Annotated in this window: 9 protein-coding genes; 1 reads left to right on the top strand and 8 read right to left on the bottom strand. The window is 66.7% G+C overall.

The genetic code is table 11. The annotated features are described in order from the left end of the window. Positions 1–47: 47 nt before the first annotated feature. From ACFWCF_RS25220 to ACFWCF_RS25255, 8 genes are all read right to left on the bottom strand, one after another. Entirely contained in the window at positions 48–1385 is a 1338-nt protein-coding gene (locus ACFWCF_RS25220) for an NlpC/P60 family protein (protein WP_378567572.1), read from the bottom strand. 148 nt (positions 1386–1533) lie between these two features. Continuing rightward, a complete protein-coding gene (locus tag ACFWCF_RS25225; RefSeq protein ID WP_378567575.1) occupies positions 1534–3453 on the bottom strand; it encodes a YecA family protein in 1920 nt (639 codons plus the stop codon). A 70-nt stretch (positions 3454–3523) separates the two neighbouring features. Then, the gene (gene ilvA / locus ACFWCF_RS25230) at positions 3524–4747 is read right to left on the bottom strand and encodes a threonine ammonia-lyase (protein ID WP_378567578.1); all 1224 of its coding nucleotides are present in this window, start codon (positions 4745–4747) and stop codon (positions 3524–3526) included. A 70-nt stretch (positions 4748–4817) separates the two neighbouring features. Beyond that, on the bottom strand, positions 4818–5969 hold the full coding sequence (locus tag ACFWCF_RS25235) for a cystathionine gamma-synthase (RefSeq protein ID WP_378490372.1): 1152 nt from the start codon (positions 5967–5969) through the stop codon (positions 4818–4820). A gap of 13 nt (positions 5970–5982) precedes the next feature. Continuing rightward, positions 5983–7368, bottom strand: a complete 1386-nt coding sequence (locus tag ACFWCF_RS25240; protein WP_378490373.1) for a cystathionine beta-synthase — start codon at positions 7366–7368, stop codon at positions 5983–5985. A 101-nt stretch (positions 7369–7469) separates the two neighbouring features. Continuing rightward, positions 7470–8321, bottom strand: coding sequence for a Bax inhibitor-1/YccA family protein (locus tag ACFWCF_RS25245; RefSeq protein WP_378567581.1), 852 nt, complete (start codon positions 8319–8321; stop codon positions 7470–7472). 139 nt (positions 8322–8460) lie between these two features. Further along, entirely contained in the window at positions 8461–9591 is a 1131-nt protein-coding gene (locus tag ACFWCF_RS25250) for a class I SAM-dependent methyltransferase (RefSeq protein ID WP_378567584.1), read from the bottom strand. Beyond that, on the bottom strand, positions 9582–9944 hold the full coding sequence (locus ACFWCF_RS25255) for a hypothetical protein (RefSeq protein WP_378567587.1): 363 nt from the start codon (positions 9942–9944) through the stop codon (positions 9582–9584). The genes ACFWCF_RS25250 and ACFWCF_RS25255 overlap by 10 nt, the downstream gene beginning before the upstream one ends. A gap of 161 nt (positions 9945–10105) precedes the next feature. On the opposite strand from ACFWCF_RS25255, the gene ACFWCF_RS25260 reads away from it, so the two are divergent. Next, a complete protein-coding gene (locus ACFWCF_RS25260; protein WP_378567590.1) occupies positions 10106–13603 on the top strand; it encodes a protein kinase in 3498 nt (1165 codons plus the stop codon). Positions 13604–13613 lie beyond the last annotated feature (10 nt).

The following is a 13613-nucleotide window of genomic DNA, read 5'->3' on the forward strand; positions in this document are numbered from 1 at the left end:
AGGCCCGGCCGGAGATTTCCGGCCGGGCCTCGCTCGTTGCCACTGCGTCAGATGATCCGACGGGCCTTCATGTCGGGGAAGACCGCGCCGACGCGCACCACGTCGCCGGTGGTCGGTGCATGCACCATCTGGCCGCCGCCGATGTAGATCGCGACGTGACCGGGTCCGCCGGCCTGCCAGTTACCGAACAGGAGATCACCCGGGCGGGCAAGCTCGAGCGGAATCTCGGTACCCACATGCCACTGGGTTTCCGAGGTGCGGGGCAGAGTGATGCCGGTCGCGGCGTGCACCGCGTACGAGGTCAGGCCCGAGCAGTCGAAGCCGCCACCGGAGGGTCCGTTGATGTTGCCGCCGCCCCAGACGTACGGCAGACCCAGGAACTTGAACGCGAGGTCGACGACGCGGTTGCCGACGTCGCTCGCGCCGCCCAGTCCGAGGCCGAGGAACGGCGAGAGCAGTCGGGAGAACGCTGCTTCGGTGGCCCGGATCTTCGCGACGTACGGCTTGGTCTGATTCTCGTAGTCGGGCAGCCCGGAAGGCATACCCCCCGATCGGCGGACCGCACCCGCACCAGCGTTGTAGGCCGCAATCGTCAGATCCAACGTGTCGCCCTGGACAAGGCCGCGCTTCTTCCAGTCGTCGATCTGCTTGTAGTTGTCGCACAACAGGTTGCCGGACGCCATGACGGGGTCGGCGATGCCGAGGATGTCCACCTTGCCGTCGCCGTCCGCGTCCTTGCCGTACTCACGCCACGTACCGGGCATGAACTGTCCGGGCCCCTTCGCGCCGACCGGCGACACAGGGGCGGTCGCTCCGAAACGGAAGCCGTTCTCGGCCGAGTACAGGGCCGCGAGCACCGGCGCGGTGATTCCATCGCAGATTTCCCCCGCTTTGCGCAGCCACGGAGCGAACACCGCGATGGCCCCGATGGGCGCCAGGCCGGTGCCCGGCAGGATCGCCGGAATCGACGGGAGGGTGACGCCACCTATCGTGGCGCCAGGTTGCGGGCCGAGGATCGGGGCCTGCGGCACCGGCGCGATTCCGAAGGCATTCGGCCGGGGCGCAGGCGCTGCCGGCGCGATCTCGGATTCCGGTGCAGGCGGCCGGAGCGCTTCGAGCGCTTCCTCCGGCAAGTGCGGCTCGATAGCCGTCGCGAGCGAGTCGGTGGTGTCGGCGACCACCTGCTCGGCTTGCCCCTGCATCTGTTCGGGCAACGCTGCGACGAAGTCTTCGACCTGCTTGTCGGTCTCCGGAGCTCCCGCCTCGAACGACTCGATCGCCGACGTCACCTGATCTTGTATCTCTGCTGGTATGTCCGCTCCTTGCACGAGCGCACTCGCTGCCGTGGCAACCGCCACGATGACCGCAGACGGGTCTACCGACATACGCAACCCCCATCCATCTTCGAACGACCCCACCGTACTTGTGATGCCGATCACCGGCACGGGTTCCGCTACTTGATATCACATATATTTAGGAACACGTTCCAGTTATGGAACGAGTGGGGTTGATGTGACGGGAGGTACCTCGTTGTTACCCGTCCGTTGCCCGTGCGGACAAGGACGGATCGGTCAGTAACTCCACGAGCCGGACAGCGGTGAACTCGGCATCGTCCTGTCTTTCACTGAGCAACCAGATGATCGCGTCACACTGCTCCCGGGTGACCGGCGTGGCCGCCCCCAGGATCCGCCAGGTGTCGCCGACCGGAAAAACCCGCGCGCACAACAGTCCACCGACCGGAACGTCCGAACTCACCGCGGGCGCAGTCAGTTCGCACTGCTCGCCCGAACGCATATCGCGCAACGTCAGGCCCTCCCCCACCTCGACTTCCTCGACCTCGTACACCGAGCGCTCCACCGGCAGCCACTGCGTGAGCAGTTCGCGTTCGTCCTCCGGCAGCAGATGGCCTCGAACCTCCGCGAACTGCGCCAGCCCGCCGCCTTCGCCGAGCATCACATCGTCGAGCAGCGGGTCGGACAACACCGCCACCAGGTCGTCTTCGTTGTCGCTGTATCCACAACGCGCATCCGCGAGATCGAATCGCGTCTCCACCCACAGGAACTCCGTCAACTGCATGCATGCCTTGAAGTACAGCCAGGGCGCGCGGTCCTCCAGTGAGTGCTCGGCCCTTCCCAGATGGCAGGACTTGTATTTGCGACCCGACCCGCACCAGCACCGATCGTTGCGGCCCAGGTCCGGACGCTCCGCGGGCTGGAAGGCCTCCAGTACCGAATGCAACGGGTGATCCGGGCCGTCGAGCGACCGGCCGAGCAACGACAACGCACGGACGGCATCCCCGCCGTCGGAAACGTATCGCGCCAGATCTTCGAGAGCCGGGTCGAACTCCGAGTCCAGGTCCGTGGAGCGCTCGAAGTAGCGGGCAGCATCATCGACACGGGTAGCGGCCTCCGCGGCCTTCCCTGCGAGCCAGTACGCCGCAGCACCGACCTTCCGCGGCCCGTGGTCCTTCGACCACAACGCGGCACGCTCGATCGACTCGGGTGCAATCGCCTGGTCGAAGAGCTCGTCGAGGACCGTCTCCGCAATGTCCGGGTCGGACAACACGGCGAACAGTCCGGCTTTGCCCTCCGAGAACCGCGACTCGAGGTCGCTGTCGTCTCCCGTGTCGATCGCGTCGACGAGGGACGCGAACAACACGACGCCGGGCACCGCCTCGACCGGAACACCGACCTGTTCGGCATAGGAATCGAATGCGCTGCGGGCGAGGTAGCCCGCGAAGTCGAATCCGGACGGCGCCACGAGACCGCCCGACATCTCCAGTCCCGATTTCTCGATCTGTTCCGACAACGGCAATCCCGGCTCGGTGAACGCGGTGGGCGCCTCGACCATCGCGGCGAACACCGACGCCTCGAGTTGAGCGGGATCACCAGATGCGAGCGCCGCCTCCAACACGGAGGCCAGTTCGGGGGCGGAGTCGGTCGTCGCAACTGCCGGCGCGATCACCAGGCCCGTGTCCGTCACGGTCGCGGCCACGAGATCACCCGGCGATCGCTCGGCGAACGCGCCCCGTCGGAATACGAGCGCCTCGCCGGAGAACGACTCGAGGTCGACGATGCCGCGATCTGCGAGACGGTCGGGCTCGTCGTCCACCTCGACGAGGTCGTAGGCCTCGTCTCCGGTCACGAACACGAGCAGCGGAGAGAACTCGTCGACGGGAAGCACGGCGGACGCGATCTCGGATTCGGTGAGCCGATGTGTCAGGACGCGGCCTCCGAGAAGCGCGTCGAACGCGGCGTACCGGTCGTCGCTGAGATAGGCCAGCATCGGATGCAGGGGCAGCTCCTCGATCGGCAGGTTCAGATCGTCGGCATCGCCACCCGACGCGAGCCGCTCCCCTATCTCGTCGAGCGTGAGCGGTCCGTGCTCTCGAAGCAGGGGAAGCACGGCGGCGATCAGCGCATCATCGGCGGCGAGGTCGTAGTCGAAGTCCACACGCGTGATCGTACGGGGCCGATACGACCTGAGGGTCGTTGCAGACGACTTCACCGTCGCCGGTGCGGCACTATTCGATCTCCACCGCGTATCCGGCATCACCAAGGGCGCCGAGCACCTCACTACGATGTTGCGCGCCACGGGTTTCCATCGTCAACGCAACCTGCACCTCATCGAGCGCGAGCTGCCTCGCCGTGCGCGAATGCACGACGTCGACGACGCTCGCATCCGAGTCGCCCACCACGCTCAGCAACCCCACCAGCGCGCCCGGTCGATCCGGAATCGACACGCGCACAGCGAGGTAACGACCATCGGCCCGCAAGCCGTGCCCGATCACATGGGTGAGTACCAGCGGGTCGATGTTGCCGCCGGAGAGGATCGCGGCGACCGGGCCGTCGAACTCCAGTCCGGCAGTGGACAGCGCCGCGACCGCGGCTGCCCCCGCGGGCTCGACGATGAGCTTGGAGCGTTCCATGCACAGCACCAGAGCGCGGGCGAGGGCGTCGTCGCTGACGGTGACGACGCAGTCGACGTAATCCTGAACGAGCGGAAACGGCACGGCCCCCGGCATTCCCACGGCGATACCGTCGGCGACGGTCGACATGTCCGGTGCTCGCTCAGGTTGCCCCGCCTGCAGGGAACCAGGCCACGCGGCCGCTCCTTCGGCCTGCACTCCGATCACTCGGATCCCCGGACGGACCGCGGTCAGCGCCGCGGCGACCCCCGCGAGCAGACCGCCACCGCCGGTCGGGACCACGACGGCGCTCACGTCAGGGAGTTGTTCGGCGATCTCGAGCCCGACGGTGCCCTGCCCGGCCACGACGTCCTCGTGATCGTAGGGATGAATGAAGACCGCGCCCGTCTGCGCCGCGAAGTCCTGGGCCGCCACCAGCGCGTCGTCGATCGTGTGGCCGGTGAAGTGGACGTCGGCACCGTAGGCGCGGGTCGCGGCGACCTTCGGCAGAGCGGCACCAACCGGCATGAACACCGTCGACGCGATCCCGAGCCCGGCTGCCGCCCACGCGACGCCCTGCGCATGGTTCCCCGCACTGGCCGCCACGACGCCGCGCGCCCGGTCGTCGGCTGCGAGTCGCGCGATGCGGTAGTACGCGCCGCGTGGTTTGAACGAGCCGGTGTGCTGAAGGTTCTCGCATTTGAACGACACCGGTACCCCGGTGCGTTCGGAGAGCACGCGCGACGGCAACACGGGGGTTCGTCGTATGACGGGCGCGAGCATCTCCGCGGCCGCACGGATCTCCGGTTCCCCGACGCGCACCTGATCGAATGCACCCATCGCCTCAGGGTAGGCGACCCGGAACGCGAAAGAGGCGCCCCGAAGGGCGCCTCGTCGCGTGTCGCGGAAACTATCCCAGAGCCTGCTCGATGTCGGCGAGCAGGTCGGCGGCATCCTCGATGCCGACGGAGAGCCGCACGAGATCGTCCGGCACCTCGAGAGCCGAGCCCGCCGTCGACGCGTGGGTCATGGCACCCGGATGCTCGATCAGCGACTCGACGCCGCCGAGCGACTCGGCGAGCGTGAAGATCTCGGTGCGCTTGCAGAAGTCGAGCGCAGCCTGCCTGCCACCGGCGAGACGAACCGAGATCATCCCGCCGAACCGGCGCATCTGCTTCGCTGCAGCCTCGTGGCCCGGGTGCGAGTCGAGGCCGGGGTACAGCACCTGGGTGACGGCCTTGTGCCCGGAGAGCGCGTCGACGATCTTCTCGGCATTGTCGCTGTGACGCTCCATGCGCACCGCGAGGGTCTTGATGCCGCGCAATGTGAGGAAGGCGTCGAACGGCCCGGGAACTGCACCGGCGCCGTTCTGCAGGAACGCGAACGCGGTGTCGAGTTCTTCGTCGTTCGCCACCAGAGCACCACCGACGACATCGGAGTGACCGCCGATGTACTTGGTGGTCGAGTGCAGCACGACGTCGGCGCCGAGCGACAGCGGCTGCTGCAGGTACGGCGACGCGAAGGTGTTGTCGACGACGAGTTTCGCCCCACCGGTGTGCGCAATGTCGGCGAGTGCAGCGATGTCGCCGATGTTGAGCAGCGGGTTGGTGGGGGTCTCGATCCACACGAGCTTGGTGTTCGGGCGCAGGGCCGCGCGCACCTCGTCGAGGTCGTTGACCGCGGCGGGCGTGTACTCGATGCCCCACTGCGTGAAGACCTTGTCGATGAGCCGGAACGTGCCGCCGTAGGCATCGTTGGGGATCACGAGGTGGTCGCCGGGCCGCAGCGCCGAGCGCAGCAGGCAGTCGGTGGCTGCCATACCCGAACCGAACGCGCGACCGTAGGCGCCGCCTTCGAGGGCTGCGAGGTTCGCTTCGAGGGGACGGCGGGTGGGGTTGCCGGTACGCGCGTACTCGAAGCCGTTGCGCATCTCACCGACGCCGTCCTGAGCGAACGTCGACGACGCGTAGATCGGCACGTTGACCGCGCCGGTCTGCGGGTCGGGCTCGAAGCCGGCGTGGATGGCGCGTGTGGCGAACCCGTGCTGGGTGTTGTCCGTCATGTGTATCGGTGTCCTATCGGCCTTCGGAGATGAAACCAAGCAGATCGTGGCGGGTGATGACGCCGACGGGCTTGCCGTCGTCGATCACCATGAGCGCGTCGGTGTCGCCGAACGCCTTCGTGGCGGAAGAGATCGATTCGCCGACACCGATGTTGGGTAGCGGCGGGCTCATGTGCTGTTCGACGGAGTCGGCGAGGTTGGCGCGTCCTTCGAAGACGGCGCTGAGCAGTTCGCGTTCGCTCACCGACCCGGCGACCTCACCGGCGGTGACCGGCGGTTCGGCGCCCACGACGGGCATCTGCGAGACGCTGTATTCGCGGAGGATCTCGATCGCGTCGCGCACGGTCTCGGAGGGGTGGGTGTGCACGAGGGCGGGCAGGTCGCCGGACTTGCCTCGCAGCACGTCGCCGACCACGGAGTCGTCGGGCTTGCCGTCCAGCGGAGCACGCAGGAATCCGTACGATGCCATCCACTTGTCGTTGAAGATCTTCGACAGGTATCCGCGACCACCGTCGGGCAGCAGCACGACGACCACGGCGTCGGGGCCTTCTCGCTCGGCGACCTCGAGGGCCGCGACCATCGCCATACCGCACGAGCCGCCGACGAGCATGCCTTCCTCGCGGGCGAGGCGGCGGGTCATCTCGAAGGAGTCGGCGTCGGAGACGGCGATGATCTCGTCGGGAATGGCAGGGTCGTATGCGGCAGGCCAGAAGTCCTCACCGACGCCTTCGACGAGGTACGGGCGGCCGGTGCCACCGGAGTACACGGAGCCTTCGGGATCGGCGCCGACGACCTTGACCTTGCCGCCCGACACCTCCTTGAGGTAGCGGCCGGTGCCGCTGATGGTGCCGCCGGTACCGACGCCCGCGACGAAGTGCGTGATCTTGCCGTCGGTGTCGTTCCAGATCTCGGGGCCGGTGGTCTCGTAGTGGCTCTCGGGACCGCCCGGGTTGGAGTACTGGTTCGGCTTCCAGCCGCCGGGGATCTCGCGGGCGAGCCGGTCGGAGACGTTGTAGTAGCTGTCGGGATGCTCCGGCGGCACCGCGGTCGGGCATACGACCACCTCGGCGCCGTAGGCCTTGAGCACGTTGCGCTTGTCTTCGCTGACCTTGTCGGGGCAGACGAAGACGCACTTGTATCCGCGCTGCTGGGCGACGAGCGCCAGTCCGATGCCGGTGTTCCCGGAGGTCGGTTCGACGATGGTGCCGCCCGGCTTCAGCTCGCCCGAGGCCTCGGCCGCGTCGATCATCTTCACGGCGATGCGGTCTTTCGAGCTTCCGCCGGGGTTGAGGTATTCGATCTTCGCTGCTACCAGCGCCGATCCGGGTTTGACCACCGAGTTGAGTTTGACCAGGGGGGTATTGCCGATGAGGTCGACGACAGAATCCGCAATGCGCATACCACCATGTTCTCAGACCGCAGTTGTTCGGGGCGGGGTACCCGTCCTGGAACGACAACGGCCGGACCACCTTGTAGTGGTCCGGCCGTTGCGCGCTGTGGCTAGTCGCCCTGGAAGTAGGTGAGCAGTCGAAGGATCTCGACGTACAGCCAGACCAGGGTGACGGTGAGGCCGAACGCCACGCCCCACGCAGCCTTCTCCGGCGCCTGGGCGCGGATCAACTGGTCGGCGGCGTCGAAGTCCATCAGGAAGCTGAACGCGGCGATGCCGATGCAGACGAGGCTGAAGATGATGGCGAGCGGGCCACCGTCGCGCAGGCCGAGGCCGCCGTCGATGAAGAAGCCTGCGACCAGGTTGCCGAGCGCGAGGATCAGGACACCCACGAGAGCGCCGACGATCATGCGGGTCAGCCGCGGCGTGACGCGGATCGCACCGGTGCGGTAGACGATGAGCATGCCGAAGAAGACACCGAACGTGCCGAGGATGGCCTGTGCGATCAGCGTCCCGCCGCCTGCACCACCGAAGGTGATGTCGGTGAACATGAACGACAGCGCGCCGAGGAAGAAGCCTTCCGCGACCGCGTAGGCCAGGACGATGGCCGGGTTGTCCATCTTGCGGCCGAACGTCGCGACGAGGACCAGCACGAGGCCGATAAGGCCGCCGCCGATCACGAAGGGCAGTGCCAAGCCCACGTTGGAGTGGACGAGGACGTACGAGATGAGCGCAGTGACTGCGAGCACACCGAGCGTGATGCCGGTCTTGGTGACGACGTCGTCGATCGTCATGGACCGCTGATCGGTGGGGCGCGCCCACGGATCGGCAGGCGCGTGCTGCGGCTGCCCGAATTGCTGAGTGGCCTGAGCGGCGCCCGCTGTCGCAGAGCCGAATGAGGCGTATCCGCCGCCCTCTTGCTTGGGCAGGTTGCGGAACACCGGATTACTGGTGGTGCGCACCGTGCACTTCCCTTCTGATGGTTCGCTTCTGTCCGTTGAACCTGTTGTCCGTAAGAACGAGGCAGCCGCAACGAAAGTTCCCGGCGTGGCCGAACGTGCCCCTTCGGCGTGGCCGAATGTGCGTCGGACAAACCGGACTCTACCGGGTGCGAACCGATCGGGTCACGGTGAACTTGCGGTTGCGACCCGCAACTGTGGTTCGCCCGACCAGTTGTTGCAGGTTGCTGTGGTAGCCGAGAGTGGAGTTGTGCACGGTCCACAGTTCGCCGCCGTCGCGGAGGATGCGGGCAGTTGCCTCGAACATCTTGAACGCGACACCGGTGTGCACCGCGGCACCGACGTGGAACGGCGGATTGCACACCACGATGTCGACGGAGGCATCGGGCAGTGAACCCGCGACATCGTCACGCAGAGTCTCGATGCGGTCGGTCAGACCGTTGGCGGCAGCGGTCGCGGCGGCCGAGGCCACCGCAGCCGCGGACTGGTCGGTCGCGATGACCCGCGCCGACGGCCGGAGCTTCGCCAGTTCGGCGGCGAGGATCCCGGTTCCGCATCCGAGGTCCACTGCCACGTCGATGTCGCGCGGCGTCTGCCGCAGGAAATCGAGCAGGTAGCGAGTTCCGATGTCGAGTCTCGGACCGGCGAAAACGGCACCGTGCGCGACCACGGTCAAATCGAGATCGGCCGACGCCTCGGTGACCGGGTAGGTCGGCTCGCGGGGGATCGGAGTGCGGGCTGTGAGCACCCGCGATTTCTGCCGGCCCCGCGAGGCGCGCACTTCACCGAACGAGCGCCCGAGGACATCGTTCATCGCGATGGTGATGTGCTTGTCGCGGCCACCGGCGAACACCATGACGTCGGGCGCCGCGTGCTGAGCGATGGCCTCCGCGATCTCGGTGAGTGCGCTCAACGAGCGCGGCAGCTGCATGAGCACCACCTGCGCGCCGGAGAGGAGCTCCGCGTCGAGACCGTGGGAGGTGAAGCGATCCGACAGGTCTTCACGGTCGGCGTTCGCAGCGAGCGCGCGTTCAGCGACGATCGAGTCCTGGTGGACGCGGAGTCCGGATGCATCGTGTCGTACGGCGACCCCGAGGGTGAGCGCACCGAAGTGGTCGTCGATGACGACGACGGATCCGTCGGGCGCAGCCGCGAGCGCGGCGTCCGCCTCATCGAGAATGAGACGATCCGCCGCGTCGACGGCAAGCAGATTGGGCGCTTCCACGTCGGGGAAGCGCCGCAACCTGTCGAACAACTCGCTGTTTATGAGCACTGCCCCTTACCGGCGTCTTCGATGGCCTTCAGAGTATCGGCCCGTTCTTCCTCACTCAGATTCTCCCATTCGGGGAGCTGCTGCTGAGCTTCGGCGACAGTGGCCGCAGCCTCTGCGCGATCCTGACCCCATTCCTCGAGCTCGTCGAGGTACGGGAGCATTGCCGCGCAATTGTCCTCGTAGCTGTCGCCGAGTGTCACGGCGGGGCTGCTCGGTGTACCGGACTCGGCCGATGCGGACGTGCTCGTGCTGGTGGTGTCCTCGGTCGAGTCGGATGCCTCGTCGGAGGATCCGCACGCCGCTGTCAGCAGGACCACGCCTGCACCGAGCAGCGCCGCGAGAGTCTTCTTCATGTGTGTGTCCCACTTCTCGTCGCAGTGTCGTTTTCGTCCGGGTCGTCGGCTTCGTCGACGCGCCCCGGCGGCACAAAGGTAATCGAGACCGGTCGAACGATCGGCGCCGGGCGTGCACCCAGCGGGACTAAACTGGAGAAACCGCTGAACGAGGCACACCGATGATCGAAAAGGATCCGCTCTCCACCCGAGCTGCACCGGTCCTCACCGCGAACGAGGCCGACACCGTTCGGGTACTGGTTGCTGCCGGATTCACCGATCCGGAGGAGATCGGGAAAGGCGGTTTCGGCGTGGTCTATCGCTGCCGCCAGGAGTCGCTCGACCGAACCGTCGCGGTGAAGGTTCTCAGCACCACCCTCGACCCCGACAACCTCGATCGGTTCCTGCGCGAGCAGCGCGCGATGGGCCGGTTGTCGGGCCATCCGCACATCGTCACCGTGCTGCAGGCAGGCACCGGCGACACGGGGCTGCCGTACCTGGTGATGCACTACCACCCGCACGACTCGCTCGAGGCACGCATCCGCCGGCACGGTCCACTGGAATGGCCGGAGGCCATCCGCATCGGAATCAAGGTCGCGGGTGCGCTCGAAACCGCCCACCGGAACGACGTACTGCACCGCGACGTGAAGCCCGGCAACATCCTTATCACCGAGTACGGCGAGCCCCAGCTCACCGATTTCGGTATCGCACGCGTCGGTGGCGGATTTCGCACGTCGTCCGGCGCCATCACCGGATCGCCTGCCTTCACGGCCCCCGAGATCCTGCACGGCAACACCCCCACCGCTGCCGCCGACGTGTACGGCCTCGCGGCGACCCTGTTCTGTGCGATCACCGGCCACGCCGCCTACGAGCGTCGGGAGGGCGAGAAGGTCGTGGCCCAATTCCTTCGGATCACCTCGGAGCCCATCCCGGATCTCCGCGGAGAAGGGCTCCCCGATTCGGCCTGCGACGTACTCGAGCGCGCCATGTCGACCGATCCTGCGGCGCGACCGCAGTCGGCCCGGGAATTCGGCGAAGAACTCCAGCAGCTCGAACGCAGCTTCGGTGTGCCGGTCGACGACATGGCACTAACCGAGGAGGCCCCCGGCCGATCTGCGCACGAGGCGCTACCGTCGACCGCCTCGACAACCGCTTCAGGACGCCTCCCGTCGACGTCGTTCACGTCGCCGTCGACGTCACCGTCCACCCGCTTCCGGCCACCGGCGCCGAACCGGCCGCTGATCGACCGGACCCGGTTGATCGACCTGTTGCGAGCGGGTCAGCGGCGGCGGCTCACCGCGATCCACGCGCCGACCGGATTCGGAAAGTCGACCCTCGCCTCCCAATGGCGCGATGCTCTCACCGGGGACGGCATCCCGGTCGCGTGGCTCGCCGTCGACAGCGACGACAACAACATCCTGTGGTTCCTGACCCATCTGATCGAAGCGATCAAGCAAGTGCGCCCACAGCTGGGCCGTCAGCTCGCGCAGATCCTCGAATCACACGGCGACGAGGCCGAACGATATGTACTGAGCACCTTGATCGACGATCTTCACAGCAACAAAGTCCAGACCACCTTGATGATCGACGATTGGCATCGGGTCACCTCCCCCGAGACGATCGCTGCCCTGGACTTCCTGCTCGAGCGCGGGTGCCACCATCTACAGATCGTCGTCACCAGCCGTACTCAGTCCGGACTTCCGTTGAGCCGCATGCGGATGCGCGACGAACTCGTCGAACTCGATTCGAGCATCCTGCGTTTCGACACGGACGAGTCCGATTCCTTTCTGCGCGAAGTGGGCGGACTGCACCTCGACCGCGAGGACGTCCAAGATCTCAACCGCTCCACCGAGGGATGGGCCGCAGCGCTGCAGCTCGCGTCGTTGTCGTTGCGCGACAGCGACGATCCGACGGGGATGATCGAGAACATCACCGGGCGTCACCACGCCATCGGTGAATTCCTCGCCGACAACGTCCTTTCCACACTCGAACCCGAGATATACGACTTTCTACTATTCACTTCGATCACCGAATCCATCAGCGGAAGTCTCGCGTCGGCCCTCACCGACAACCCTCGAGGACAGGCCATGCTCGAAGAGATCGAGCAGCGAGACCTGTTTCTGCGGCACGTCGACGACGAACGCATCTGGTTCCGATATCACCACATGTTCCTCGACTTCCTGCGTCGACGCCTCGAACGAGACCGGCCCGAACGGATCCCGGAATTGCATCTGATCGCTGCAAAATGGTTCGCACGTCACCACATGCTGCACGAGTCGGTCGATCACGCACTGACCGCCGACGACACGCAATTCGCGGTGAATCTGGTTGCCACCGACGGCATGTACTTGATGGAGCACGGCCGTATGGCGATGTTGCTGGCGCTCATCGAGAAACTTCCGCACCGCGCAGTGTCGGATGATCCGCGTCTTCAGCTGTCGTGTTCGTGGGCCAACGGTGCGCTACAGCGGGGCGACAAGGCCAGGGCCGCTCTCGACGCCGCCCGCGACGCACTCACGCGAAGTGCGCTTCCCGACAGTGAAACCGAAGCGCTTCGCGTCGAGATGGATGTGGTCGAAGCGGCCATCCTCATGAACGCCGACCATGTCGCCGACATCGACCGGCTCATCCGGCCGTGCCTGGACTCCCCCGACACCTTCCGCCCGTGGGTGGTGGCCGCCGCTGCCGTATTCGCCACCTACACCTGCATTTTCCGCTTCGACTTCGTCGGCGCACAGCGATGGCAGGAATGGGCCGAACCGTACCACCGGGGAACCCAGGGCCCGTTCGCCGGAATCTACGGGGAATGCCTGTCCGGGATCGCCGCCGGCGAACTGCTCGATGTGGCGGTTGCAGAGAAGCACTTTCGTACGGCACTGCGCACCGCACGCCGCAGCGGCGGCGTGCATTCCCACGGTAGCCGGCTTGCCGCCGCGATGCTCGGGGAACTGCTCTACGAGCAGGGCCGTCTCACCGAGGCCGAAACATTCTTCGACGAAAGCGCCCAGCTCGGGATCGAAGGCGGCATTGCGGATTTCATGATCGCGCGATTCGCCACTGCCGCACGATTGAAGATGGCGCGCGGTGATCGCGACGCCGCCGTCGCCCTGCTGGACGAAGGTCGGCGGGCGGCCGCCACCCACGGTCTCCGGAGGCTACGCGCACGCGTCGACAACGAACGTGTCCGGCTGGGGCTGCACACGGAGCCGCGCGAAGCCCGGGAAATGCCGACGACGGACGATCCCGACCCCGACGGTGTAGCCGAGGTGACCGCACAGATCGAGGACGCCACCGCGATCCGTCTGCTGTACAGCAGCGACGACCCCGATTCCGTGGCCCACGCCGTCGAATGGGCCGAGTTGTGGCACCGGCGCACCGCCGCCAACGGACGGCGACGCGCCCACCTGCAGGCGACCCGTCTGCTCACCTCGTGCCTGCATGCTGCGGGACGACTCGAAGACGCCGAACACATCCTCGCGCCTGCCGTCGAGATCTGCGGCGACCGCGGCATGCTCCGGTACCTCGTCGATGGTGGCACTCACGTCGTCGCAGTACTCATCTCACTCCGCGACAGGTTGCGTGAGGATCGATGGCCGAGGGAATGGCCCGTCGTCGACGCAGCGTTCCTCGACGAGATGTTGCGACTCACCGAAACCGGAGAAACCAGCACCGAGCTCTGAGTACGGCACA

The organism is Rhodococcus sp. NPDC060090 (assembly GCF_042729855.1).
In the GTDB taxonomy this organism is placed as follows: Bacteria; Actinomycetota; Actinomycetes; order Mycobacteriales; family Mycobacteriaceae; genus Rhodococcus.

What these genes read in the sequence shown, in the direction of transcription:
- ilvA (WP_378567578.1), bottom strand. Translation starts at nt 4,747, where the DNA reads ATGGGTGCATTCGATCAGGTGCGCGTCGGGGAACCGGAGATCCGTGCG.
- ACFWCF_RS25260 (WP_378567590.1), top strand. Translation starts at nt 10,106, where the DNA reads ATGATCGAAAAGGATCCGCTCTCCACCCGAGCTGCACCGGTCCTCACC.
- ACFWCF_RS25235 (WP_378490372.1), bottom strand. Translation starts at nt 5,969, where the DNA reads ATGACGGACAACACCCAGCACGGGTTCGCCACACGCGCCATCCACGCC.
- ACFWCF_RS25220 (WP_378567572.1), bottom strand. Translation starts at nt 1,385, where the DNA reads ATGTCGGTAGACCCGTCTGCGGTCATCGTGGCGGTTGCCACGGCAGCG.
- ACFWCF_RS25240 (WP_378490373.1), bottom strand. Translation starts at nt 7,368, where the DNA reads ATGCGCATTGCGGATTCTGTCGTCGACCTCATCGGCAATACCCCCCTG.
- ACFWCF_RS25255 (WP_378567587.1), bottom strand. Translation starts at nt 9,944, where the DNA reads ATGAAGAAGACTCTCGCGGCGCTGCTCGGTGCAGGCGTGGTCCTGCTG.